The sequence below is a fragment of the Bacteroides caecimuris genome (genome assembly GCF_001688725.2).
GTDB lineage: Bacteria > Bacteroidota > Bacteroidia > Bacteroidales > Bacteroidaceae > Bacteroides > Bacteroides caecimuris.
The window spans coordinates 1,850,707-1,876,496 of record NZ_CP015401.2; the positions used below are offsets into that span (position 1 = coordinate 1,850,707).

29 protein-coding genes and 1 tRNA gene are annotated in these 25,790 nt (G+C 47.0%); 21 read left to right on the forward strand and 9 right to left on the reverse strand.

Annotated elements, in window-relative coordinates; genetic code table 11:
- Nucleotides 1-95 precede the first annotated feature (95 nt).
- The 4 genes from A4V03_RS07805 to A4V03_RS07820 are packed head-to-tail and all read right to left on the reverse strand — an operon-like array spanning nt 96 to nt 1,804.
- On the reverse strand, nt 96-803 hold the full coding sequence (locus A4V03_RS07805) for an SLOG family protein (RefSeq protein WP_071807646.1): 708 nt from the start codon (nt 801-803) through the stop codon (nt 96-98).
- 22 nt (nt 804-825) lie between these two features.
- Nucleotides 826-1,020: a hypothetical protein gene (locus A4V03_RS07810; RefSeq protein ID WP_065538520.1), complete on the reverse strand. Its 195-nt coding sequence runs from the start codon at nt 1,018-1,020 to the stop codon at nt 826-828.
- A gap of 3 nt (nt 1,021-1,023) precedes the next feature.
- Entirely contained in the window at nt 1,024-1,233 is a 210-nt protein-coding gene (locus A4V03_RS07815; protein ID WP_071807648.1) for a hypothetical protein, read from the reverse strand.
- 43 nt (nt 1,234-1,276) lie between these two features.
- Entirely contained in the window at nt 1,277-1,804 is a 528-nt protein-coding gene (locus tag A4V03_RS07820) for an antirestriction protein ArdA (protein ID WP_065538521.1), read from the reverse strand.
- 311 nt (nt 1,805-2,115) lie between these two features.
- On the opposite strand from A4V03_RS07820, the gene A4V03_RS21000 reads away from it, so the two are divergent.
- A complete protein-coding gene (locus A4V03_RS21000; protein ID WP_065538522.1) occupies nt 2,116-2,298 on the forward strand; it encodes a hypothetical protein in 183 nt (60 codons plus the stop codon).
- Between the two features lie 467 nt (nt 2,299-2,765).
- Nucleotides 2,766-4,652 carry a P-loop NTPase fold protein gene (locus A4V03_RS07835; protein WP_065538523.1) on the forward strand — a complete coding sequence of 629 codons (1,887 nt, stop codon included), beginning with the start codon at nt 2,766-2,768 and terminating at the stop codon, nt 4,650-4,652.
- Here the strand turns inward: A4V03_RS07835 and A4V03_RS07840 are convergent, their stop codons facing one another.
- The gene (locus tag A4V03_RS07840; RefSeq protein ID WP_225550381.1) at nt 4,653-5,594 is read right to left on the reverse strand and encodes a ComF family protein; all 942 of its coding nucleotides are present in this window, start codon (nt 5,592-5,594) and stop codon (nt 4,653-4,655) included.
- Nucleotides 5,595-5,826: 232 nt separating this feature from the next.
- Between A4V03_RS07840 and A4V03_RS07845 the strand changes: the two genes are divergently transcribed.
- Together A4V03_RS07845 and A4V03_RS07850 are read left to right on the forward strand one after the other, a co-directional pair.
- Entirely contained in the window at nt 5,827-6,120 is a 294-nt protein-coding gene (locus A4V03_RS07845; RefSeq protein WP_065538524.1) for a helix-turn-helix domain-containing protein, read from the forward strand.
- A gap of 1 nt (nt 6,121) precedes the next feature.
- A complete protein-coding gene (locus tag A4V03_RS07850) occupies nt 6,122-6,439 on the forward strand; it encodes a helix-turn-helix domain-containing protein (protein ID WP_065538525.1) in 318 nt (105 codons plus the stop codon).
- A 93-nt stretch (nt 6,440-6,532) separates the two neighbouring features.
- On the opposite strand, the gene A4V03_RS07855 is transcribed toward A4V03_RS07850, so the two are convergent.
- Nucleotides 6,533-7,828 carry a site-specific integrase gene (locus A4V03_RS07855; RefSeq protein ID WP_065538526.1) on the reverse strand — a complete coding sequence of 432 codons (1,296 nt, stop codon included), beginning with the start codon at nt 7,826-7,828 and terminating at the stop codon, nt 6,533-6,535.
- Between the two features lie 355 nt (nt 7,829-8,183).
- Here A4V03_RS07855 and A4V03_RS07860 point away from each other — a divergent pair.
- A tRNA-Asp gene (locus A4V03_RS07860) sits at nt 8,184-8,257 on the forward strand.
- Between the two features lie 196 nt (nt 8,258-8,453).
- Here the strand turns inward: A4V03_RS07860 and A4V03_RS21535 are convergent.
- From A4V03_RS21535 to A4V03_RS07875, 3 genes are all read right to left on the reverse strand, one after another.
- Entirely contained in the window at nt 8,454-8,744 is a 291-nt protein-coding gene (locus tag A4V03_RS21535) for a DUF6804 family protein (protein ID WP_065538527.1), read from the reverse strand.
- A 259-nt stretch (nt 8,745-9,003) separates the two neighbouring features.
- Nucleotides 9,004-9,525, reverse strand: coding sequence for a hypothetical protein (locus tag A4V03_RS07870; protein ID WP_065538528.1), 522 nt, complete (start codon nt 9,523-9,525; stop codon nt 9,004-9,006).
- A gap of 27 nt (nt 9,526-9,552) precedes the next feature.
- Nucleotides 9,553-9,834 carry a hypothetical protein gene (locus tag A4V03_RS07875; RefSeq protein ID WP_065538529.1) on the reverse strand — a complete coding sequence of 94 codons (282 nt, stop codon included), beginning with the start codon at nt 9,832-9,834 and terminating at the stop codon, nt 9,553-9,555.
- Nucleotides 9,835-10,244: 410 nt separating this feature from the next.
- Here A4V03_RS07875 and A4V03_RS07880 point away from each other — a divergent pair, with 410 nt between their 5' ends.
- The 16 genes from A4V03_RS07880 (at nt 10,245) to traK (ending at nt 25,783) form a co-directional block, all read left to right on the forward strand.
- Nucleotides 10,245-11,390 (forward strand): site-specific integrase, encoded by a 1,146-nt coding sequence (locus A4V03_RS07880; RefSeq protein ID WP_004320429.1) that lies wholly within the window; start codon nt 10,245-10,247, stop codon nt 11,388-11,390.
- A gap of 199 nt (nt 11,391-11,589) precedes the next feature.
- On the forward strand, nt 11,590-12,294 hold the full coding sequence (locus A4V03_RS07885) for a hypothetical protein (protein WP_065538530.1): 705 nt from the start codon (nt 11,590-11,592) through the stop codon (nt 12,292-12,294).
- Nucleotides 12,295-12,494: 200 nt separating this feature from the next.
- Nucleotides 12,495-12,869 (forward strand): helix-turn-helix domain-containing protein, encoded by a 375-nt coding sequence (locus tag A4V03_RS07890; protein ID WP_008645392.1) that lies wholly within the window; start codon nt 12,495-12,497, stop codon nt 12,867-12,869.
- Entirely contained in the window at nt 12,847-13,947 is a 1,101-nt protein-coding gene (locus A4V03_RS07895; protein ID WP_007487638.1) for an AAA family ATPase, read from the forward strand. Before A4V03_RS07890 ends, A4V03_RS07895 begins: the two co-directional genes overlap by 23 nt.
- Before the next feature lie 102 nt (nt 13,948-14,049).
- Nucleotides 14,050-14,937 carry a toprim domain-containing protein gene (locus A4V03_RS07900; RefSeq protein WP_004320436.1) on the forward strand — a complete coding sequence of 296 codons (888 nt, stop codon included), beginning with the start codon at nt 14,050-14,052 and terminating at the stop codon, nt 14,935-14,937.
- 243 nt (nt 14,938-15,180) lie between these two features.
- A complete protein-coding gene (locus tag A4V03_RS07905) occupies nt 15,181-15,624 on the forward strand; it encodes a hypothetical protein (RefSeq protein ID WP_004320438.1) in 444 nt (147 codons plus the stop codon).
- Nucleotide 15,625: 1 nt separating this feature from the next.
- The gene (locus A4V03_RS07910; protein ID WP_005679963.1) at nt 15,626-15,952 is read left to right on the forward strand and encodes a DUF4134 domain-containing protein; all 327 of its coding nucleotides are present in this window, start codon (nt 15,626-15,628) and stop codon (nt 15,950-15,952) included.
- A 54-nt stretch (nt 15,953-16,006) separates the two neighbouring features.
- A complete protein-coding gene (locus A4V03_RS07915) occupies nt 16,007-16,384 on the forward strand; it encodes a DUF4134 domain-containing protein (RefSeq protein WP_004320444.1) in 378 nt (125 codons plus the stop codon).
- A 15-nt stretch (nt 16,385-16,399) separates the two neighbouring features.
- Entirely contained in the window at nt 16,400-16,696 is a 297-nt protein-coding gene (locus A4V03_RS07920) for a DUF4133 domain-containing protein (protein WP_004320446.1), read from the forward strand.
- Between the two features lie 111 nt (nt 16,697-16,807).
- Nucleotides 16,808-19,516 carry a TraG/VirB4 family ATPase gene (locus A4V03_RS07925; RefSeq protein ID WP_004320448.1) on the forward strand — a complete coding sequence of 903 codons (2,709 nt, stop codon included), beginning with the start codon at nt 16,808-16,810 and terminating at the stop codon, nt 19,514-19,516.
- A gap of 11 nt (nt 19,517-19,527) precedes the next feature.
- The gene (locus A4V03_RS07930; protein WP_004320450.1) at nt 19,528-22,074 is read left to right on the forward strand and encodes a GumC domain-containing protein; all 2,547 of its coding nucleotides are present in this window, start codon (nt 19,528-19,530) and stop codon (nt 22,072-22,074) included.
- Nucleotides 22,071-22,796: a hypothetical protein gene (locus A4V03_RS07935; protein ID WP_065538531.1), complete on the forward strand. Its 726-nt coding sequence runs from the start codon at nt 22,071-22,073 to the stop codon at nt 22,794-22,796. The genes A4V03_RS07930 and A4V03_RS07935 overlap by 4 nt, the downstream gene beginning before the upstream one ends.
- 18 nt (nt 22,797-22,814) lie before the next feature.
- Nucleotides 22,815-23,582: a DUF5045 domain-containing protein gene (locus A4V03_RS07940; RefSeq protein WP_004320453.1), complete on the forward strand. Its 768-nt coding sequence runs from the start codon at nt 22,815-22,817 to the stop codon at nt 23,580-23,582.
- A gap of 12 nt (nt 23,583-23,594) precedes the next feature.
- On the forward strand, nt 23,595-24,728 hold the full coding sequence (locus A4V03_RS07945) for a membrane protein (RefSeq protein ID WP_008645383.1): 1,134 nt from the start codon (nt 23,595-23,597) through the stop codon (nt 24,726-24,728).
- Nucleotides 24,729-24,769: 41 nt separating this feature from the next.
- Entirely contained in the window at nt 24,770-25,165 is a 396-nt protein-coding gene (locus A4V03_RS07950; protein ID WP_004320474.1) for a hypothetical protein, read from the forward strand.
- A 3-nt stretch (nt 25,166-25,168) separates the two neighbouring features.
- Nucleotides 25,169-25,783 (forward strand): conjugative transposon protein TraK, encoded by a 615-nt coding sequence (traK, locus tag A4V03_RS07955; protein ID WP_004320476.1) that lies wholly within the window; start codon nt 25,169-25,171, stop codon nt 25,781-25,783.
- Nucleotides 25,784-25,790: the final 7 nt, after the last annotated feature.

A 25,790-nucleotide genomic window follows, 5' to 3' on the forward strand; every position in this document is an offset into this window, starting at 1 on the left:
TTCTGTTTGATAAAATGGTTTCTTTGCTATCTTTCTTTCACCGCTTCGGCTCACCGAAAGAAAGTAGCGGGCGGACTGCTCCGCCCTTGTGAGCCTTATTTGCGGTTATAGCATACGTTTACAAAATTCATTTTCCGTTCTACCGCATTTTTCAGCGTGTAATATGTTCCGCCAACGGGGGCGAGTGCATCGTAATAGACCATAAGGAAAGCGGAGTTATTTAAAAGGTAGTCGTTACGGCACAAAAAACAGCCTTCAAAATAGTTTTCGGATAGGGTTACCACTTCATCGGCTTGCGCCAAAATGTTGTTATAACGCTGTTTGTAGGCTTCGGGGTATCGGTCTGCCTGCCCTTTGAACGGAATAACGCATTTTAGACGGATGTACGGGTATTCCTTTTTGAGCCTTAAAACTTCTTCGGCTGCAATGATGTCGAAGCCGTCAGCCATTCCCGACAAAAAGGTGTGATAACCTTTCTTTATGCAAAATTCCTCTATCGCTGCCCACGTGGTATGTGCCACGTTTATAAAAAAACGTTGGCGGTCGGTCGTGAATTTGGCTATCCGATTGGCACGGTGTCCCGAAAAAGCAACGGTACTTTTTTTCAGCCATTCGTCACGCTCTTTCCGGCATTGCTCCAATGTGGGACGCAATGTTGAAAACAACTCACCGTTTAAGTGTCGGTAGTCATATTGGTAGTATATTTTTCCTCTGAACGCTCCTAAACAGCATTTTATATACTTTTCCTCTCCCAAACCTTTGGTTGTTGATATTCCGTTTTCAGTCAATTTCTTTGTTTCCATATTGGTATATTTTAGATTGTTATTACTTGGTTATTTCTTCCCATACGCCACGCTGTTTGTCAAAATCAACGTTGAAATAATAGGCGGTCTTTGTCTTGGGCTTCTTCCGTCCGCCCAAAACTTGGGTTTCTAAAACCTTGTACCCTTTGCGGGTTTCCGCCACAATTTCACAGGTGAGATATGACAAAAATCTGTGCTTGAATTTCTTTCCTTCCATAATTCAGAATATTAAAAGAATGATTATCAGAACGAAGACGATACCCACAAACAACCGCCAAACAAGGGCGAGAATAAACCGTGCCACGAAGTAAAACAGGAGTACGGCAAAGAATAAGGCGAAAAACTGCCCTACGGTGGTGGTGAAAAAGTAAATCACCACAGACCAAAGGATTAGGCGGTATATCAGTTTGTATATGAGTATCGTTTTCATTTTATCGGGTGTTATGGGCGGATTGCTCCGCCCTTGTTAGTATTTAGGCACAGAATACAAAACCGTCAAGGAACTTGTAACCGTCATTGAACAAGTCACGGGCGAAAGCTGCGTAATCGAAATAATTCAGAGCAAAATCGGGTAGTTCGTAACATTGTTCTATTACTTCACGGGCATAATCTTCTTCCTCGTCATATTGCCCGATATATTCATCATTGAATTTTTTTACAAGGTCGTCCGCATCGGCTTTGCTTAAATCCCTGCTTTCGTAATCCAACCAAGCGGAAAAGGCTTCTTGTACGGTTGAGTCCATATCTTCCACTTTGTCCCGTAGCTCGAAGAATATCTCTGAAATCCAACTTTCGCTAACGAGTTCTTCGGGTATGTTTTCCCGGTCTTGAAACATAAATTCGGGGTCTTCCTCGTCTTTGTGTAGTTCCTTGCACGCTTCCATAAATTCGTCTTTGTCGGCAAAATCGGAGAGATTGAACCATTTGCCGAAAAGTGAACCTGCATTGTACTTGGCGTATGTGCCTACATAAATTGCTGCTTCTGAAAAATCTGCTGCCATAACTCAAAAAATTAAATTGTTACTACTTGTTTTTGTTATCATCGCTTGCCGCCCCAACCAAATTTTTTCCCTTTGGCTGATTGGGAAGAACATTGACAATAATCAAGAGCGGAAAGGGAGAATTGCAATTATCTGAAAAAATGGTAAATACTACCCGCAGGGTGGAGATTTGGCATTTTTTGCGGATTTGCTTTCGCCCCCGCCTACCTTCGTCAATGTTTTCCCAATCAGCCCTAAGGGGGAAAATTCAACCTTTCAGTAAATTGAATGAATGATAAATTACTTATCGGTACAAGTAGATTGTATTTGTTATGAAAACCGGAAAACTCCGTTTCCGGAAAGGAAAAGAAAAGCAGGTTGGTAATGCGGGGTGGAAAGACAACTCTTTGGCGTGGGGGATTCTTCTTTTGCCGATTTATCGGATTAGAAAGAAGGGTACACCACGACAATGTGTTGTGCGGGTTGGCGAGGTGCTTTTCGTCCGGTTACGGTAAACGGACAGAGCAATCAGCTATCCGGCTTTTGCGGATGGCCGTGCGATGGCAGTGGCGGAAACGGGCGGAAAGTTCCGCAGACAAAGGATTATCCTTTCAGTCATGGCAAAGCCCAAAGAAGAAAATAACGGTTGAAAAAACGGGTAAGACAATAAGGGACTGCCGGGACTGCCAGTACTCTCTGACGTTCAAACAAGGGTGAATCCATATTCACCCAGCGTTAGGGATTGAAGGGTAAAGCCCACAGCCCAGCGAGGACTTGCAACGAAAAGCCCGACCGTCTAAGGGAACGCCCCCCAGAACATCTACAAACACATTAAAAACAGAGTATTGACTTTTATAAAACATTATAATTTACAGACAATTTATTTAGTGTACAAGAACGAAAAGCAAACTATTATTTTTATTGAATTAATTCAGATTTATTGCTCTTTTCAGTAACTTTGAAACCAGTAACTAATATAGCCATGAATAAAAACATAATCAACTTTTTAAATGAATACGTCAAAATACCCAATCCACAATATGCCATTATGCTAAGAGGAGCTTGGGGATGTGGTAAGACATTCTTCATTCATCAATGGATGAAACAGTTAAGCAATAACAAGGATGCAGACAAGTTAGAATGGCAACCTATTTATGTTTCTTTATATGGTTTGACCAATATCCAGCAGATTACAGAACAAATCAATAAAGAAATTTCTCCGTGGTTATATAGCAAAGGAATGAAGTTTGCTAAGAAAATACTAAAAGTCGCTTCGAAAATCGCACTAAAGTATGATCTCGATATGGATGGTAATGGAAAAAATGAAGGAAGTGTAACTTATAATCTGGATTCCATTCTATTATTGAAAGAGGACAATACCGAGATAAAAGGGAATAAGATTTTGATTTTTGATGACCTCGAAAGATGTGATGTAAAATTGGAAACCTTGTTAGGATACATCAATTACTTTTCAGAACACTGTAAATGCAAAGTTATCATCATTGGTGATGAAGATAAAATTACCGAAAAGGAGAATAAGGACAGTAATTTGAAGTTTAAAGATTTCAAAGAGAAGACTATCGGACGCACTTTCGAAATTAAAGTAAATGTAGAAGAAACACTTGATTTTTTCATCAATGAAATATCTGCCAACAACAGAAATCTTCTGCTGGAAAACAAAGAGTTAATAATTAAAATATTCCATGCTTCTAAATTCAATAACTTGCGAGTGCTCCGTCAATGCTTGAACGACTATCATAGAATAGTTATGGCGTTACCCGAACATTATCATAAATCTCCTAAATATAAACTTATCATAACATCATTATTGGCAAATTTTGTCGCTGTTTATTGTGAATATAAAAGTGGAAATACCCAGATTGGACATTTATTCAATAGCTTATCCAAAATGTTTACTGATAGGGAAATAGATGAAGAACGTGAAAATATTTTATCCAAATACCGTTTTATTGAAATAGGTAGAAAGCTGGATATTTTTAGTGATTTTCTTGTCAATGAAATTGTTTGTTACTTGGAAAGTGGATATTTTGATACAACTTACCTGCAACAATATTTTGCTGCTGAAAATACCAGTTTGAAAAGTTGGGAGTACCTATATGACTATTGGAGATTAGATAATGAAGAATATGAAAAATATTACGATGAAACGATACGATATTATTTAGCAGATAAAAGCACGGATTTGAGAGAACTCTTTATCATTATATCAGTTCTTTCTGTCTTATCTAATGATAATCTTGTTTCCGTATCTGAAAAGGACATTATAACCCAAGGTAAACATTCTATAAACAGGCTGATGGAAGGAATTAGCGGCATTGAGGATCTATTGAATTGCAAATCAAAAGTACATTCAGGTATAGGAAGAAACCATAATAATGTCGGCTCTTACAAAATTTTGAATAAGTTGATTGCGTATTTTGAGAAACTGTTTGAGCAAAGATTTGAAAAATGTCCCAATAAAGTGTCTGTTATGTTGGAAAATTTAACGGATGAGACTTGCGAACGTTTGAGTTTGGCACTTAACGACATGCTTCCGGTTAGACAGATACTTTATAGAGATACTTCGATATTTCAAGAGGCTGATGCGGATAAAGTTTCGAATAGTATTTTGGGATTATCAAATGAATCACGAAATACTTTCCTGCATTTTTTATTATTCCGTTATAAATTTACCTCTTCCGGCAATGAAATAGAATACTTGAGTAAATGTTGTCAATTAGATTTACCGCAACTAAAATTAATCAACCGGAAATTAAAGATAGAAGCGGCAAACAAAAGATTTATAGAAAAGTATTCTATTGAGAAAATCACGAACCTAATAGATGAAATTACTGCAAAAATAGAATAGCTATTTCTGTTCGTCCTCAAAAGCGATGGTCTTGGCAAGGAACAGACCGATTACAAACTTTGCTCCGTGTTCGATCAGTTTGCGCTTCGTTTGTATGAATCCTTCGCCAGTTGTCAGTAGATCATCAATTAACAGAACGCATTTGTCCTTGAAATATTCGGGATGAAATTGCAGGTTTGCGGTCTTGTCCTGCCCGTGTGTGCCTTTGAGTTGAGGACGGTCGGCGGCAAGGGTGATAGCCCCGTAGCCGTCGGCTATTCCGATGTCCGCCGATAGTTTCCGGCAAAACTCTTCGTAACGGATGCGGTTCTTCTCACGGGTGGATGCGGGAATAGGAACGAGTACGGCACGGTGCTTGTTCTCCTGAATGGCACGGATTCGGCTGATAGCAATGGAAAAGAGCTTGACGGTGAGGTCGGTTTTGTGCCCGGACTTGAATTTGAAAATAAGGTTGGAAATCTTCTTGCCCTCAAAGGTGATCTTGTCGTTGCGCCGGACGGGGCAATAATCATACAGGTAAAGGCACAGGCTGCCGTCCAGACGGAAAAAGCCCTGAAAACGGTTATCCAACGGGTAAAAGGCTTTGCGGAAATCGTTCAGGAAGGTAAAGATGAGAACGTTGTTCCAGAAACGGGCTTCGTCCTCGCTGCCGGACTTCAAATAGTACATGAAGCCTGCCAGATGCCCGCTTTCGTACAAGCCCATGCCGATAGTCAGCCTCTCGTTGAAACAGGTCTGATTGACGATATGCCATCCGTAAGATGCAAACTGCTGTTCGTAATCGGAACGGGTTTCGAGCAGGAAATAGAATTTGCCGTCGTCCTCGAAACGGATCACGTACTCGCACCGAAGGGCGACCTTGCATAAAATGCGGTTTTCTTCCTCGAAAGTTTCGGGAATGGCAAGAAAGGTGTATTGGGCTACAAATATAGGGCGTTCCATAGTTAAACGTGTTTGTTCATTTGCAAAGGAATGGATTCCTTGCGAACCTGCAAATAAACAGCGGGGAAAATATGCAGGCTGCAAGAAAATATGTTGCCCTTTGCTTCGTTTTGCACCACTTCGGACACGACAAAGCTACAAGCGTGGAGCAAAACACGGACAAGCGGTACATAAACGCACCGGGGCATCCGTAACAGTCTGTATATTTGCGGGAAACAGTAAATTATCGGATATGGAAATAGTGACTATTGAGAAAAAGACCTTTGAAGAGATGAAAGAGAAGTTCAATCGGTTCAGCGAGCATTTACAACAGTTGTGTTCACGGTACAGACCGCCGGAAAAGATGAACTGGCTGGATAATGCGGACGTGTGCGAGAAACTCAACGTGAGCAAACGGACATTACAGACGTACCGTGACAGCGGAAGGCTGGCATACAGCCAGATAAACCATAAGTTGTATTACAGGCTGGAAGATGTGGAAGCGTTCTTAACGGCAATGAGCAAGGAACAGGTAGAGGAAGAATAAGATGGAAGTGATTACAAAGGACATGGAAGAGGTAAAGGCGTATTTCGAGGCTCTGGAACGGGGCACGAAGTACGTGGATAACGTAACGGCGAACTTTCACCCGGTGATGAACGGCGAGGTGTACCTGACGGGGGAAGAGGTATGCAGGATATTGCATATCACTACCCGCACCTTGCAGGATTACCGGGCGCAACGGATTATCCCGTTCATTTCGCTGCCGGGCAAAACGCTGTACAGACAATCGGACTTGCTGCGTATGTTGGAAGAGAACTATGTGCAGATGAAGCAAAAGAGCAAACGAAGGAAAAGCTCTACTTAACTTTTGGGTGCGGTGCATGGGTAAATGCAGCAAAGGCAGGAGTTCCACCGGGGAGTTCCTGCCTTTGCCGTATTTTGCCTTGCCGGATGGGATTCAGGCGGTTTCACGCATGGCGACTGCCTGCTTTTTGACCTTCTTTTGTGTCTTGTCAAGGACTTTCTTCTGCATGGCTGCGAGGTTGCCGGAGATCGAACGGAAATCGGAGCTTACCATCTTGTTAGTCACTTCGGCGTATATTTGGGTGGTGCTGATATGCTTGTGACCGAGTATCTTTGAAAGTGCCTCAATCGTACCGCCGTTACAGAGATAGACCGTCGTAGCGAAGGTATGCCTCGAAAGGTGGAAGGTGACTTCCTTGTTGATTTTGCAAACGGCGGCTATCTTTTTAAGGTAGTCGTTACAAGTGCCGTTGCCCGGCATGGGAAACACGTAATCATCTTCCGCAAGCCCCTTGTAGCGTTCGATCAGTTCTTTGGCAATCTCCATCAGGGGGACGTTGCTCGATACCTTGGTCTTTGTCCTGCGGGTGATAATCCATTCTTCGCCGTCGAAATCCATACGCTGGATCTTGTCATAGGTGAGTGTCTTTATATCTATGTAACTCAATCCGGTAAAGCAGCCGAAAAGGAACATATCACGGACGAGGTTGGTCTGTTTATCCACAAACACGGTATTGGCTATCAGTTTCAGTTCTTCTTCCGTGAGGTAGCCCCGGTCGGTTTCCTGCATTTCGAGGCTGTACTCGCTGAACGGATCGGTGCGGATAATTCCCCTGCGCCAAGCCTTGTCGGTCAGGCTGAGTATGGGCATGGTGTAAATCCAGAGGGTATTTGCGCTCAATCCCTTTTCGTTCCGCAGGTAGCTGTCGAAATCGTCTATGAAGTCTTTCGTCAGTTCCTTGTAAGCCATATCGGTACGCTTCCTCTTCTCCCACATGAAGGCTTCGAGGTGCTTGTAAACGGTCAGGTATTTGTTATAGGTGGACTTCGCACGGAGTTTCTTTTCCACCATTTCGCCAAATTCCCTGTTCATGGTCTGGAAGTCTTTTAGGATGCAGTTCTCCATCACGCCGATGCCTAAAAAGGCATTGCGCACCTTCTCGGAAGTGACAAAATCGTCCGCCCGGAGTATCTGGTAGTAGTGGTTGTTGATGCGGGCTTTGATCTCTTCCAACTGCGGGTTGATCTCCAAGGCTTCGGCGGACTTGCCGCTTACTTTTCCGGCTTCGGCGTTCCACAAGGAAGGGGTGACGAACAGCTTTGCGCTGAACGTGGCAATATCGCCGTCAATGGTGATACGTGCCATTACAGGGGCTTTTCCGTCGCTTACTCTCACTGCTGTTCTCTTCACGTAGAACAGGACTTTAAAGGTGCTTCTCTTTGTTTTCATAACTCTAAATATTCGTTTGTAAAGGTAATTACTTTCCCGTTACCACGAGTTATGAAGGATTACGCAAAATAGTGAAACAGAACTTGTTACCGTTATAGTAGGGTGTCATGGATTAGGTAATGACTTAGTACCTGAACTATGGCTTAACCCTACTTTTCGGGGCTTTTTTTGCCTATGGCTGTTTCTTTCCGCTTTGCTACTAAGATGCTGACCTGCTTATTTTTAAGCTAAACTTTGCTTTTCTTTGCGACTGTTCCCGATTTTTCAATGAAAAAGATACTGAAGCTATTGCAGGTTTCAAAAAAATATCTACCTTTGCATCCGCAATCGAGAGAGATGCTTTAGTGGATGTTTTGGTGCGTTAGTTCAGTTGGTTAGAATACATGCCTGTCACGCATGGGGTCACGGGTTCGAGTCCCGTACGCACCGCAACAAATATTGATTATCAATTTGTTATAATAAAACACCCAATTTTACATTCAATAATGTGTAAAGTTGGGTGTTTTATTTATGCTTTTAAAGTTGGAATTCTAATTGCGTAAAAACTGAGCTGGTAAATAGATGCACTATTTACCAGCTCAGTTTTTAAAAATCGATATTAAATAGTAGAAAAGAAGCAAAAGCGTTAAACTTGTTTTTTCGACAAAAACAAGTAAATCAAAAAAATGGCAGTAACAATATCTACAAAATTCCAAATATCACGTCCCAATGGAAGCTTTATCAGGGGCTGAAACAACAAGGCTAAGCTAAGAGTTATAATGTACATTTTTTTTTGTTTTTGATAATAATAGTCATAAGCCATAACTCCAAATGCAATAGCTGATATATATCTTATCAAAATATAATAGCCGTATGGCATAGGCATTAAACATATCAGCAAAGCGATTGCCAATAGTATGTAACAGTACTTTATCATCTTTTATTACCTCCAAAAATAAAAGATAAAACAGAGGAAATTCCAAATATCCAATAGAATACCGAATATGCAGTAGTATGAACGACGGCTTTATACAATACGTCATCAAATATTAAGCTTCTGACAAAATTGATTGGCAAGAATATTCCATGCCAAATTCCCGAATACCAACAATATGATTCAGCAGGGTGAATATCACATAATAACCAACCGACAACACATATTGCTATTACTTGTATAAAAATCCTTGTTATCATAATTAACTAAACATTTTGTTCATTGCATTTATTTTTTCTATTGTATTTACAATATCGTTTTCTGTATAACCAAGTTTTTCAAATGTTTCGATCAGTAGTTCTCCTCCAATATATTTCTGTCCTTCATCTCTTGCTAGCATTACAAGACCAAAACATTGATAAAGGAGTGAATCTATAATTACTGTATCAGAAATAGAATATAGTTGTTCCATGAGTCCGTCAGCTTGTCCATGCGTGTGAAAATAACTATCTGCCTGATCCGAAGTGACATTTAGTGAATTTCGTGTAATAGAGACTATTTTATTAGCTTCTATGTAATTCCGACTATTTCCACGAGCCAATTCTTGAAAAGAAGATAGTAAATTTAAAATAGAATACTTTTGCTCTCTTGTTAAACCACTATACATTTCTGCTAAAGGATTATCTACTACATTCACATTTGGGGGATTTATTGTTTTCTCCTTGCCTTTTTTTACAACGAGAACAATAATCAAGATGATAGCAATTATTATAAAGATTCCCATAATACTATTAATGTTAATGTATTGTTTCTAATAAGATTTCAAATATGTATCTAACATCTTCTTACAAATGTTTTCCATTAATAGTTCATATTCAATATTTGTCAATCCGCTAGCTGAAAGTAGATTTTTATCCCGTTTTAACATGTCATAAGTTGAAGCTATTGCGGATTTTACTAACACGCCTGCTATAAGTTCATTTCCTCCACATTGTTTTATAGCTGTCATTACTGCATTTTTGTACGTTCTTTCAATCTCATCTCTAAAAATTTCAAATTGAGTTTTTTTTCTGAATAAATCCAATAATCCCATATACTAATAATTTGTGTCTTTTTCAGTTCCTAAAAAGACATTCAAAATATAACAAAAAAGCGCGGAACTGCAAATGCCACGTCTTAAGTTAGAGGTCCTGAGAAAACCTTGTAGTACAGATATGGATATAGCAGCCCACGCTATAGCGTGAGAACCACTATGCAAATCCTTGTACTACGTTTGAAATTTCTCAGATTTACGCATTATATGTATAGAATGAAAACAACATCCAATAAATTGATAACAAATATCCTGTAAATCAAAGTTTTATAATCTTATTTTTATTTTCGGTTGTTTTCAGTACTTTCAGTAGATTGGCTCTTGTTTGGTGCAATTTTGTTTCTCATTTGTTTCTCAAATTCGATACTTATTCGTATATTTGCAGTAGAAAAAATGAGAAAGGAATCCCTATGGCACGAGTTAAGAATCATACAAAAGTCAAAGAGCCAATTCGTCTTCGGATGAAGTCGCTGAGCAATGGCAGCAAGAGCCTGTATCTGGATATATACCGCGACGGAAAGCGGACATATGAATACCTCAAGATGTATATTATCCCGGAAACGGATAGCAACTCCCGCAGGCAGAATCAGACGACAATGGACGCCGCCAATGCCATCAAGTCGAAGCGTATTATCGAACTGACCAGTAATGAGGCCGGGATTGTATTCCGTAAGGACAAGACTTTCCTGCTGGATTGGATGCAGGTTTATATGGAGGCTCAAGAGAGTGCCGGTAAGAAAGATGGCAGTCAAATCAAGATTGCCATGCGCATACTGAAAGACTATGCCGGAGAAATGGTCACACTGGATCAGATTGACGGGGACTTTTGTCGTGGCTACATCACTTATCTGCTGACGGAATATCATCCGAAAGGCAAGGACATATCGAACTACACGCTTCACAATTATTACCGTGCGTTGAACGGTGCGTTGAACTCTGCCGTCAGGAAGAAAAAGATGAAGGCCAACCCTTTCAACGAACTTGAGAAGTCGGAGAAAATCCGCAAGCCGGAGAGTATGCGGTCGTACATGACCATCGAAGAGGTACAGGCGTTGATTGACACTCCTATGCCCCACGAGGAATACGAGATTGTAAAATGCGCATATCTGTTCTCCTGCTTTTGCGGATTACGCATCAGCGATATAATCAAGCTGAAATGGAATGACGTGTTCGTTGACAGGGGACAGTACCGTTTGGCCGTGTCCATGAAAAAGACCAAAGAGCCTATTTACCTGCCCCTCTCTCCTGAAGCGTTGAAGTGGATGCCGGAACGTGGGGGCAAATCATCAGAAGATAATGTGTTCGACCTGCCGTCCGCCAATACAATCAGAATGCAGCTCAAACCTTGGGCGAAAGCAGCCGGAATCTCCAAGCGGTTCTCCTACCACACCAGTCGCCATACGTTTGCCACCATGATGCTGACGCTCGGAGCGGACTTATATACTGTCTCGAAGCTGCTCGGCCATGCCGATGTGAAAATGACACAGGTGTATGCCAAGATTATCAATAAGAAAAAGGACGAGGCTGTGAATCTTGTAAACGGTTTGTTTCACTAATTGAAGGCATTCTGTGGTCCATGTCTAATTTACAAACATATATTTACGGCATTTCTCCGGTTGTAAATGCAACCGAAGTTAATGCTTCCATCACATATTATAAACTCAAAAAGGTAAATCGACATGAAAAGACCTGAAGACGGCCTTCTCTCTTTTTGGAGGGAGCCAACACCTGCAGCACTTCGCTGCGGACAAGGATGTGGCGAATGAACTTTTCGCCCTGCTTACCGAAGCAAAAACAGTTTATCTCCACGATGTTGTGTTGGGTGGTAAACAGTACCACCGCTATGTGGACGATTTCGTAAACGGACACCGGTACATAGACTGTGACCATGCGGCCTGCCGGAACTGCCACGAAATGAACATCCACATTGTCAAGGGGCTGCTGACCGAGTGCGCCAGTTCCGTCCAGCCCTGCTTTGCCGCACCGGATTTCACGTTTAATGAGTGCATGAAGTTGAAACGGATGTATGACACCTCGGAATCGTTGTCTTCGCTTGGTCCGCCCCGTATCAACCGACCTGCGGCTCTCTCTCTTTCTTTTGGTTGTAATTTTACCCCGGAACAGATGAAAAGTATAGTGGCTTGCGCCAATACTTATCATCTGTTCTGTGTTTCTGTACGCATTGAAGACATGGAGGCTCTCTTCGCCTGCAAGAAGGGCTTTTCCATCCGCGTGAACAATATCCGCCGTGTGGTAATCCTGTTCGATGCGCTTCTTGAAAACTCGTTCATCCAATCTCGGTGGCAGAATGTTCTCGGCAAGGGCGCATTCCTGCAGTCCAAGGACGGGACACGCTCCGTTTCGGTGTCAACCCTGTCTTCCGCGCTGTCATCCATCAAGAACAACATGACATCGGTCGCATACAGCATCCGAAAGGTCATTGATCGGCTGAAAGAATGACAGAAAGTGACAAGAAGCGAAGTATGTGAAAGGTAAAAGCATGAGAGTTACAATGACACGTGCATAGTATCATTCCCCAAATCACGGCATCTTCGTTTACAGGACATACCTTTGACCTCCGTTAGCGCGCTGCATAACGGAGGTTTCATCTCCATTGTCAAAAATCAAACTGTGTTATTATGCCGAATAGAATGACATTCATGGAGCGGATGAGCGGACGGCTCGCCGCCATCGAATCGGTACTGAAGAAATTGGAACCGGTCGAAAGTCTCTTGGAGCGTATTACGCTGCTGGAAAATACCATCTTCACGACCAAGAGAGTTTTCACATTTCAGGAAGCCTGCATGTATATCGGGGTTTCTGAAAGTATGCTGTACAAGCTCACATCGAGCAAGGAGATACCGCACTACAAACCGCGCGGTAAAATGGTTTATTTCGCCAAGGAGGAATTGGACGAATGGCTGTTGCAGAATTATGAACCTACCATGAACGAGGCAGTGCGCAGGGTGACGGAAGCCGCCGCCACAGAACCGTTCCTTAACAAGAGACGCTATGGAAAACGAAAGAAGGATTGACCGCACAACCAGCATGGGGATGGATGAACACCGCCTGTCGGACATCCTCCATGCCTCGCAAATCAAGGCGACGGACATTTATGAGACCCCTCCGCAAATCATCTGGATAGATAACTCAACGATTGCCACGCTCGGCAATTTCAGTGCATCGACTGGCAAGGCGAAATCGAAAAAGACGTTCAACGTCTCTGCGCTTGTCGCCGCATCATTGGCGGGGAAACAAGTATTGAACTACCGTGCACATCTGCCCGAAGGCAAACAGCGTATTCTGTACGTCGATACGGAACAGAGCCGTTTCCATTGCCGCTCGGTATTGGAGCGTATATTGCGGCTGGCCGGGTTGCCCACGACGACCGATCCGGAGAATCTCGATTTTTTCTGCCTGCGTGAATATTCGCCGTCGGTGCGTATCGAGGTCATCGACTATGCGCTGCGCCAACAGAAAGGCTACGGACTGGTCATCATCGACGGCATTCGCGACCTGATGCTCGACATCAATAATGCCGGTGAATCGGTGGAAGTCATCAACCGGATGATGGAATGGTCTTCGAGATACGACCTGCACATCCACTGTGTGCTTCATTTGAACAAAGGGGACAACAACGTGCGCGGACATATCGGAACGGAGATGAGCAACAAGGCGGAGACCGTGCTGGTCATCAGCAAGAGTAACGAGAATCCCGGCATCAGCGAAGTCCATGCGCTCCATATCCGGGAAAAAGAGTTCAAGCCGTTTGCATTTACCATCAATGAAACAGGACTGCCCGTCATTGCGGAAGTACACTCGTTTGGCGAGCCCCCGAAGCCCAAGGCAAGAACGGGGTTTACGGAACTGAGCATCGAACAGCACCGCGAAGCTCTCTCTGCCGCATTCGGGGAAAAGCCCATCCGGGGATTCGACAACCTGCTGCAGAGCCTGATGGTCTCCTACGAGGCAATCGGGTTCAAACGCGGCCGGAGTGTCATGATAAAACTGATGCAATACCTGATAGACAACCTCAAGCTCATCATCAAACGGGACAAGTTGTTCTATTACGACATGACGCCTACCGAGGCCATGCTTTTTGATGAAGAATGAAGTCGTGCGCGGGCTTATATCATTTAGTTTACTTTAGTATTTATATATATAGGGGAAAAACTAAACTAAACCTTTTTTTGAAATCAAGTGAAAGAAAAATAGATGACCATAGCAGAAGCAAAACAAGTACGCATCGTGGATTTTCTGGCACAGCTCGGCCACCATGCACAGCATATAAAATCGGAACAATACTGGTACTTCTCACCGTTACGGAACGAGCGTACCCCGTCGTTCAAGGTGAATGACCGAATCAATGAATGGTACGATTTCGGCGAGGCGACCGGCGGCGACCTGGTGGAACTGGCAAAATACATTTGCCGGACGGACTGCGTGAGCGAGGCACTGGCGTATATCGAGAGGCTTGTGAATGGCGCATCACTACCGAGAACCCGTATGCCGACCGCTCCACCCCGACCGGTGGAGGCTGAAATGAAAGACGTGATCGTGATTCCACTCCGCCATCACGCCCTGTTCTCTTACCTCCAATCCCGGCTTATCGACGCGGACATCGGCCGTATGTATTGCAAGGAGGTGCATTATGAACTGCGAGGCCGTCATTATTTCGCTCTCGCATTCGGCAATACCTCCGGTGGTTACGAGGTGCGCAACGCCTATTACAAGGGATGCCTGAACAACAAGGACATCTCATTGATAAGACATCTGACAGAAGAGACACAGGAAAATGTCTGTGTTTTCGAGGGCTTCATGGATTTCCTTTCCTATATGACACTGAAACTGGCAGGCGACCGAACGGTCTGTCTTGCCATGCCATGCGACTACCTCGTGATGAACTCGGTAAACAACTTGAAAAAGACGCTGGCACGTTTACAGGAATATTCGGTCATCCACTGTTATCTCGACAATGACCTTGCCGGGCAGAGAACCACAGAGACCATTGCCGGGATGTATGATGGACGTGTCAGCGATGAATCCTGCCACTATGCGGAATACAAAGACCTGAACGATTACCTGCGCGGAAAGAAACGCTGATATTCAGTGTTCTCCTTTGCCACCTAAAGCTCTCCACCACGAGAGCTTTTTTTATGCCCCGATTTCTCCATTTCCCTCCATAGAGACTGCAATATAGTACGATTTAATAGTTCGATTTTTGGAAATTACATAAATCTCATTAACGAAATAGATGTTTAATGCTCAATTATTTTATGGTTTTATATTTCGTGCGTTTCTTTGCAAAATCATACTAATACAAATTTTAATATTCATACTAAATACATGAACTCATATTTCATTTTTGCCATCGTCCTGACGGTTGCCTACATCATTTACTACGCCGTCATCATAGCGCATGACATCTACGGGAAAAAGGGGACGGACAAACCGAACGAGGAAGTTTTCGACCTCGGCGCACCGGAAGAGGAAGAGAGTGTGGCTGTCACGGAAAGCGAGACCGGCTTCAGTATCGGTAGCGAGAACTACGAGACGGAAAGTACGGCTACCTCTTCCGAAACATCCCTTGAGGATGTCAAGGACAAACCGGGAACGGCGCAGGAGAAACTGGAACGGCTGAAGGCCGAGGCGGAGGAACAGATGGAAGAGACCACGCCTTACCTGTCGGACGCACGCACGTCGGAGGAGATGTACAAGGCTATGATTTCCAAGGGACGGTTAGACAACCGACCGGAAATAAAGTGGAACCCAATTCAAGACCGGTTGTGAGATGTCGAAAGCTAAAAAGATTCTATGTGCGCTGTGCCTCCCGTTCCCCTACACGACTTTTGCCAAAAGCGGCAGCGTGAACTATAGCTGGGGAGCGGATGCGTTGGCCACGATGCACGACTTCGTGGTGACGATGATGCTCTATGTCCAGTATATCTGTTGCGCTATCGCCGGAGTTTACGTCATCGTGTCCGTCTGTCAGATATACATCAAGATGAACACGGGCGAGGACGGCATCACCAAGTCGATAATGACGCTTGTAGGTGCGTGCCTGTTCCTGATCGGGGCATTCTATGTTTTCCCGGTTTTCTTCGGCTACCGCATATAACCTTACTTGTATCAGGTCGCAGACAAATAAAGTATTCACTAAAAAAGTAAACGTATGTTTCAGAAAACCAAACAACTGTGCCGCAAGGCATTCGGATTCGTCAACGGAATCCCTACCAAAGTAATGATGTTCTCCTTCATGCTGCTGTCCGGCATGGTGGCGAAAGCGCAGAACTCCGCAGGCGACTATTCCGCCGGTACGAGCGCATTATCCACTGTCGCGGAGGAGATTGCCAAGTATGTGCCTATTATGGTGAAATTGTGCTACGCCATTGCCGGCGTTGTGGCCATCGTGGGTGCAATCTCGGTATATATCGCCATGAACAACGAGGAGCAGGACGTCAAGAAGAAGATCATGATGGTCGTGGGAGCCTGTATCTTCCTCATTGCGGCGGCCAAGGCGTTGCCTCTGTTCTTCGGTATTGCCGCTTAAACATCAAGGATAAGTATGAAAGGCAAGGACGAACGCTATCCGGACTACCCGCTGTTCAAGGGACTGCAACGGCCTCTTGAGTTTTTGGGCATCCAAGGCCGGTATATATATTGGGCGGCGGTGACGACGTGCGGAGCCATTGTCGGCTTTGTCGCCGCCTACTGCCTGCTCGGTTTCATTGCCGGGCTTGTCGTGCTGGCAGCCGTCGTATCGGCCGGTATCGTGCTCATCCTCCTCAAACAGCGGAAAGGACTGCATAGCAAGAAGGTCGTTCCGGGTGTGTATGTGTATGCCCACTCGCGCAAGATCTGACGAAAGAAAAACCATCACGGCAATGTGCATGGCTTTATTGATTGTTGAACGCGGGCGGGTTTGTCTTGAAGCAAGGCGAACCTGCCCCTATTTAATTACACGTATATCGAAATGACCCTATACATCATTTTATGTTTTGTCGCTTTGTGCGCGGGTATGGCCTTGTCGGTCTATGCGTTCGGTACGGGCGGCAAGCGCAAGCGAATCTTTCAGGACATCTATTTCTCGGCGGAGGAAACGGACGGTGTGGGTGTGCTGTACACCAAGACCGGCGAATATTCCGCCGTACTTAAGATAGAGAATCCGGTACAGAAATATTCGGCGGACATTGACAGTTACTACGACTTCACACACTTGTTCACCGCCCTTGCGCAGACGTTGGGCGAAGGGTACGCCATCCACAAGCAGGACATCTTCGTCAGGAAACAGTTTGCGAGCGAACCGACTGACGGTCAGGAGTTCCTGTCTTCATCCTATTTTCGTTATTTCAAGGGACGTCCTTACACGGACAGCCTTTGCTACCTGACCATCACGCAAGAGGCGAAGAAAAGCCGTCTGTTCTCGTTCGATAGCAAAAAGTGGCGCGACTTCCTTGTGAAAATCCGTAAAGTACACGACCAGTTACGTGACGGCGGCGTACAGGCCAGATTCCTGAACAAAGCCGAAGCGAGCGAGTACGTCGATCGTTACTTCGCCATGAACTTCAAAGACCGCACCGTGTCGATGACGAACTTCAAGGCGGACGATGAAACCGTGTCGATGGGCGACAAACGCTGCAAGGTGTACAGCCTTGTGGACGTGGACTGTGCCGCACTGCCCTCACAGATACGTCCGTACACGAATATCGAGGTCAACAACACGGAAATGCCCGTCGATTTGGTGTCGGTGGTGGACAGCATCCCGAACGCCGAGACGGTGGTCTATAACCAAATCATCTTCCTGCCCAACCAGAAGCGTGAGCTGTCGCTGCTCGACAAAAAGAAGAACCGCCACGCGAGCATTCCCAATCCGAACAACCAGATGGCGGTCGAGGACATCAAGCGTGTGCAGGAAGTCATCGCCCGTGAGAGCAAGCAACTGGTATATACACACTTCAACATGGTGGTGGCCGTGTCTGCCGGTGCAGACCTGCAAAAGTGTACGAACCACTTGGAAAACGCTTTCGGGCGTATGGGTATCCATATCAGCAAGCGGGCATACAACCAACTGGAACTGTTCGTCGGTTCGTTTCCGGGCAACTGCTACACGCTCAATGAGGAATACGACCGTTTCCTGACCCTTTCCGATGCGGCGATGTGCCTGATGTACAAGGAGCGTGTGCTGCACAGCGAGGAAACGCCGCTGAAGATTTACTACACCGACCGTCAGGGCGTGCCGGTGGCTATCGACATCACGGGAAAAGAGGGAAAGAATAAACTGACTGATAATTCCAATTTTTTCTGTTTGGGGCCTTCGGGCAGCGGCAAGAGTTTTCATATGAACTCGGTCGTGCGCCAGCTCCATGAGCAGGGAACGGATGTGGTGATGGTCGATACGGGGAACTCATACGAGGGACTGTGCGAGTATCTGGGCGGCAAGTATATCTCCTATACCGAGGAACGGCCTATTACGATGAATCCGTTTCGCATCAACCGGGAGGAATACAATATCGAGAAGATAGACTTCCTCAAGAACCTTATCCTGATGATTTGGAAAGGGTCGGACAGCCAGATTCCCGAAATCGAGTTCCGCATTGTCGAGCAGATAATCATAGACTACTATGATGCCTATTTCAACGGATTTACAAGATACACCGACGAGCAACGGGAGGTACTGCTGAAAAACCTGTTTGCGGCGGCCAGCCGAAAGAACCCAAACAAACCACCCAGAGAGGTGGATGAGATGGTGCGCAAACAGATAGAGGTGCTTGAGGCACGGCGGGCGGCTCTCAAAGTGTCGGAACTGAACTTCAACTCATTCTTTGACTACTCATTCGACCGTCTGGAGCAGATCTGCACCGAAAATGACATCACGACAATCAGCTACTCGACCTATTCGACCATGCTGCAGCCGTTCTACAAGGGAGGCGCATATGAGAAGATTCTCAATGAGAATGTGGATTCGGCACTGTTTGACGAGACATTCATCGTCTTTGAAGTGGATGCAATCAAGGAAAACAAGAAACTGTTTCCCATTGTCACACTGATTATCATGGACGTGTTCCTGCAGAAAATGCGCATCAAGAAGACCCGTAAAGTCCTTGTCATCGAAGAGGCGTGGAAGGCCATTGCCAGCCCGCTCATGGCGGAATACATCAAGTTCATGTACAAGACCGCCCGTAAGTTTTGGGCTTCTGTCGGCGTGGTGACGCAGGAGATACAGGACATCATCGGCAGCGAAATCGTGAAGGAGGCCATCATCAACAACTCGGACGTGGTGATGCTGCTTGACCAGAGCAAGTTCAAGGAACGCTTTGACGAAATCCGAAAGATTCTTGGTCTGACCGAGGTGGATTGCAAGAAGATATTTACCATCAACCGCTTGGAGAACAAGGATGGGCGCAGCTTCTTCCGCGAAGTGTTTATCCGTCGGGGGACGACCAGCGGCGTGTACGGCGTGGAAGAGCCGCACGAGTGCTACATGACCTACACGACCGAACGGGCGGAAAAGGAGGCACTGAAGCTTTACAAGAAGGAACTTCGGTGCAGCCATCAGGAAGCTATCGAGGCATATTGCCGGGACTGGGATGCCAGCGGTATCGGGAAGGCCCTGCCTTTTGCACAAAAAGTAAACGAGACGGGGCGTGTGCTCAACCTCCGTCCCGTGCATGAATCCAAATAAACATTGCAGCCATGAAACGACTACTCCTTATCCTGACCATCGCCTCGGTCACACTCTGCCAGACGGTTCACGCCCAGTATTACAGCGTGAACTACGACACCCGTACCGTTGCGGCGATGGTGGCTGCCTTCGGTACGGAAGCGGTCGCCGAAGGGTACTACCGGGAGCAGGTCGATGACGTCCTCAAGCACTACACGGCAGCGGAGGTCGCTACCGCCGGGATATTCGCGGCCAAGTTCTTGGAGCATAAAGCCCTGAGCGACCTCGGCATCTGGAACAGCCGTACGGAAAACTACTACTACCGGCGCATCTACCGGATGGTGGCGGAGAAAATCATGCCCAAGATATGGGTGGTGGCGAAGCAGATGCTCCATTCGCCGCAAACGGCTATCTATTGGGGCAGTTACCTGATGAAAGTCTGCGATGATACCAAAAGTCTGTGTATGCAGTTCGAGAGCGTGGTGACCAACAGCACGCTGACCTTTTCGGACATCGCCTTTCTCGAAATCAATCCGGAAATTGCCCCCTTGCTGAAACTCTCCGAAACGGGAAACATCGACTGGCAGCGGATGATGGACAACTTCGCCCGCATACCGGGCAACTTCACCCACGAGAACCTGAAAAGCGACCTCGACAACCTTTATAACACGGGGGTCGGCCTTGCAACGGCAGGCATTGCCAATCTTGGTGACGCCCTGTTGCAAAGCAGCTCGTTCCATGACCTGCTGGGTGGAAAGGTTGAAGAAATCGGCAACCTGTATGAACACTACGGGAGTCTATTCGAGCAGGCGGAACATGACATCAGCGGCTTGCTGATTGACATGGTGGGTGGTCCGGACAACGTGGCCGGTCTGTTCAACTTCAGCAACTACAACCTCACGGCATGGATGACCGACTACCTGGACGAAGCGATGGGGAACTATTACACGCAGCGGTGGTACATTGCCCGGCGTGACCAAGGGAGCGTATCGCTGTGCGACTACTATCCTCCGACGGACGACAACAGCATCCTGAACGGGGGCGCATGGGTGCGGTTCAACACGAGCGACCCGAATTTCTATCCTGATGCCTCGCAACGGGAACAGGTACTTGCCAACTCGGAAGGATATGCCGGTTGGTCAAGAAACCGCGTGCAGCAGTTGAACAACCAGAACGACGGGTTCAGCTACAGCATCAACTATTGGATGAGTGCCTATATCATCAGCAAGAAAAACAAGCAGACCAAAAAGGCATACGCATACGAAATCCATGTGAGCAAAAACTGGAACAAAGAAGAGGTCGTCTATGAGGAAGTCTTCGATTCCTACTCGATGGACTTGAACACGTTTCGGGCGCAACTGAATGTCCGGCTTGCGGAGTTCAACGAGAACGAGGACGGCTACACCTATTATATATCTTCCGGTGCGCGGAACTATTACCAAGCAACGGACGCAGCCAAATTGAAGGGATGCGAGAGCGTGACCATCAGCGTGACCTGTTCCGACGGGGTTACGCTCGGACAAGGCTCGACACAGTACAAGTGCCGCAAGTGCGGCAGCTCGTTGAATGCCCACACCAAGGAGTGCGCCATGCAGACCTCGGTGACGGAAAACGACCTCGACCTTTCGGAACTGGACGCGCTATTGAACGAGGCGAACAGCCAAGCGGCCAATATTGAAGCGCAAATCGGGGCATTGGAAAACGAGAACGCTGTCCTGCTGAAGAAAATCAGTACGGCGAGCATTGAGGATGCGGCGAATTACCGGCAGCAGTACAACGCGAACAAGACACGGATAGACCGTCTGAAAGGAGAACTCGCGGAATGGAAGAAGAAACAGTCCGACTATGCCCAAGCAAAGTCGGATGCCGCAGACGACAACAGCGTGGCGACGGATGACTATTACCGCATCCCTGCCATCATGCAGGACTGCAAGGCGGCATACGGTCTTACTTGGCAGGACGGCGGAGCATGGAACGGCTACTCGTATGTACGCAAGGCGACCATGCCGAATATCAACGGTATCATCACATTCAGGGCTACGGTCTCCATTGCCCGCAAGCCGAAATATTTTCTCGGCATAAAAATACACCGTACCATTATCCAAATCAAGTGGGAACTCACTTCGGAATATACGGACACACACGTCGCTGACGTGCTGACCCTTGATCCGGGACTTTCGGATGCGGAAAAGGCTAAACTGGTAAACGACCGGATAGCCGAAATCGCCCGTGAACATCCGTCCTGTAAAATCACGACGGAATACGCCCGCAGCGCACCGACGGAAGAAACGCCATCAGGCGACGTGTACCATCTGCTGTGGTCAAGCGACCGCCTTGAGATAGCGCGAGAGGTGGACAGCAGAATCACCAAGATATATGCCGACTTGGTATCGCTGGAAAAGATGATGCACTACAAGCGGAGCATCCTTGACGTGATGAAGGATGTGCAGCCCGGACTGGACACGGACGAAGGCCGTAGGCTGACACTCGTGGAGGAATGCCATGACCGCTGGGTGGAGAATGCACGGACGCTTCGGAGCGGCAACAGCAGGAATAGCAGAAAGGAGGTACGGCCATGAAACGTACCATACAGATTGCCGTCGTGCTGTTCGCCCTGCTGCCCGGTATCGCCAAGGCGCAGTGGACTTTCGATATAGTCTCCGTCGAAGCCTACATCAACGACCACAAGAAGCAGCGCAGCCTGCTGTTGGCTCGTAGCACCTTGGAGCACAGCAACAAGCTGTTGCACGAGTACAGCTGTAAAGAAATTGGGGACTATAAAGAGTTGAATATTGACCTTGACAAATACACCCGTGCGTTCGATGCCATCGACGTCATGTACCAGTCGTTGCGCACGGTGTTGAACGTCAAGAATACCTATACATCGGTCAGCGACCGTATCGGCGACTATAAATCGTTGTTGGAGGATTTCAATGCGAAGATCTTGAAACGTGGACGCATCGAATCCGCAGATACCCTGATTATCTCCATCAATGCGAGGGGGCTGAGGGCGATTGCCCGTGAGGGGGAACAGCTCTACAAGTCCGTGAGCGACCTCGTGCTGTATGCCACCGGAGCGGCAGCCTGCTCGACCTCCGACCTGCTGATGGTGTTGGAGGCCATCAACCGCTCATTGGACAACATCGAGCGGCATCTGAACCGGGCCTATTTCGAGACATGGCGGTACATTCAAGTGCGCATCGGCTATTGGAAAGCAAAGGTATATCGCTCCCGCACCATGCGGGAGATTCTCGATGACGCCTTCGGGCGTTGGCGCGGAGCCGGAAGACTGGATTATTAACGACAAAAAGAGAAGAATATGAACAGAAAACTATTACTCATGGCAGTGGCGGTCACCGTAACGACAGCCGTACACGCACAGTATGTAACGTACAACCATGATTCGCCGAAGCAGAATCAGGTAACGGTCATGGAAACCGGTACGGGCGCACTCTCGCCCGACCTCTATTATTCCGTGCTGCACAACAAATACAAGAAGTCGGCGGCGGCCAAAAACAAGCTCTCGTTCCGCACACTTGCCGGTATCAATCTCTACAACCAGGTGGACGAAGCGGAAGCCATTGATTCGGCTTTGGTCAAGCGGGCGAAGGTCGAGGCGTTGAACGTTGCCGACCGGCAGGCGGACATCGCGTGGCTTGCCGAGGGCGATAAGGTCAGCAGACAGATGGACCGGTTCCGGCGCAACATCGACCGTATTCTCCTGTCCGGCGGTACTCCGGCCGACAAGGAACGGTGGACGGAATACTACCACGTCTATCAGTGCGCCATCAACGCCACGAAAGACGCCTATATGCCAAACGCCCAGCGAAAGAAGGAGTATCTGCGCATCTACGAGGATGTGGCACGGCAGAACGAGATTTTAGTGAGCTACCTCGCCAAGCGTCAGAACGCAACGGCAACAAGCACACTGCTGAACGCAACGGACAACCGTACCCTGCATAAGGGCGGCATTGTCCGCAATGCCATGAGCCGGTGGCAGGAATCACGCCTTGCGGTGCGTGGCTCGCAATCGGGCGGCAACGGAAACGGCGAAGATGACAACGAGAGTGTAAACAGAGGGAAATAAAAAGACAGGGCTATGGCAAACGGAGATATACTTTCGGATTTCGGCATCAACCTGTTGGAGGAGGAAATAGATGATGTCATCTTTCAGACCAACGAGTTTCTGACGGACGCGACTTTTACCGGTGCGCAGGGTCCTTTTTGGTGGATATTGCAGATGTGCATGGCACTCGCGGCACTGTTCTCCATCGTCATGGCGGCAGGTATCGCCTACAAGATGATGGTAAAGCACGAGCCGTTGGACGTTATGAAGCTGTTTAGGCCGCTTGCCGTGTCGATTATCATCTGCTGGTGGTATCCGCCTGCGGACACGGGTATGGCGGGGAGCCGGAACAACTGGTGTTTTCTGGACTTTCTGTCCTACATCCCGAATTGCATCGGGTCGTACACCCATGACCTGTACGAAGCTGAAGCTTCACAGATATCGGACAGGTTCGAGGAAGTTCAACAGCTCATCCATGTGCGTGACACGATGTACACGAACCTGCAGGCGCAGGCGGATGTCGCCCACACGGGCACATCCGATCCCAACCTGATAGAGGCGACAATGGAGCAGACCGGCGTGGACGAAGTGACGAGCATGGAAAAGGATGCGGCGAAGTTGTGGTTCACGTCTTTGACGGCAGGAGTCATCGTGGGGATAGACAAAATCATCATGTTGATTGCTCTCGTGGTGTTCCGAATCGGTTGGTGGGCAACGATTTACTGCCAACAAATCCTGTTGGGAATGCTGACGATTTTCGGACCGATACAGTGGGCGTTCAGCATCCTGCCGAAATGGGAAGGTGCTTGGGCGAAGTGGCTGACACGCTATCTGACGGTGCATTTCTACGGGGCGATGCTCTACTTCGTGGGCTTCTATGTGCTGCTGCTCTTTGACATTGTATTGTGCATCCAAATCGAGAACCTGACGGCGATAACCGCCAGCGAGCAGACGATGGCTGCCTACCTGCAAAACTCGTTCTTCTCGGCAGGCTACCTGATGGCGGCTTCGATTGTAGCCCTCAAGTGCCTGAACCTTGTTCCGGACTTGGCGGCATGGATGATACCGGAGGGCGACACGGCATTCTCTACCCGAAACTTCGGCGAGGGCGTGGCACAGCAGGCGAAGATGACGGCAACCGGAGGGTTGGGCGGCATCATGAGATAATCCGCAAAAGATAATATAAACCCAATAAAAATCATAACAACATGAAATTGCAAGAGAAAATCAAAAGTTGGTGCAAGGATGAGAAATTCATGTCCTTTGCACAGGAACGAGCGAGAAAAGAGGTTTGCGAGGTGACGGAAAACCACCGCATCGACCCGCAGTATGAAGAACTGGACGAAGCCTTCGAGTACGACGACCGGTACATCGCCCCCTTGGTGACGTACCTGACGTACAAGCTGCGTCTTGCCCTGCTGCAGCGGAACGCAGGTAAGCGCAAAAGAGGAATCTGGTGGGTGCTTGTCCACGTGGAGATGCAGGGCTATTACGTGGAGATATTCTCGGCGGAGTTCGAGAATCTTTTGACGGAACTTCGGGATGCGGTCATACCCATGCTGCACACGGAATATGTACAGATGTTGAACGGTAAAAGGGAATAACCGATGGTCATCAAGAATTTGGAAAACAAAATAAGACTGGTGGGCATCATCTGTACCGCTTTTCTCGTGGGATGTGTCATCATCAGCTTGTCAAGTATCTGGACAGCCCGGACGATGGTCTCGGATGCGCAGAAGAAGGTGTATGTGCTGGACGGCAACGTGCCTATCCTCGTGAACCGCACGACAATGGACGAAACGCTTGACATGGAAGCTAAAAGCCATGTGGAAATGTTCCACCATTATTTTTTCACGTTACCGCCAGATGACAAATACATCCGCTATACGATGGAAAAAGCGATGTATCTGGTGGATGAGACGGGGTTGGCACAATACAACACGCTCAAGGAAAAGGGTTTCTACTCCAACATTTTGGGTACGAGTTCGGTGTTCTCCATCTATTGTGACAGCGTGGCTTTCAACAAGGAGAAGATGGAGTTCACTTACTACGGACGGCAACGCATTGAGCGGCGGAGCAACATCCTCATGCGGGAACTGGTCACGGCGGGGCAACTTAAGCGTGTGCCCCGAACAGAAAACAACCCGCACGGATTGCTTATCGTGAACTGGCGAACCCTGCTGAACAAGGACATCGAACAGAAAACGAAGATCAACTACTAAACAACGG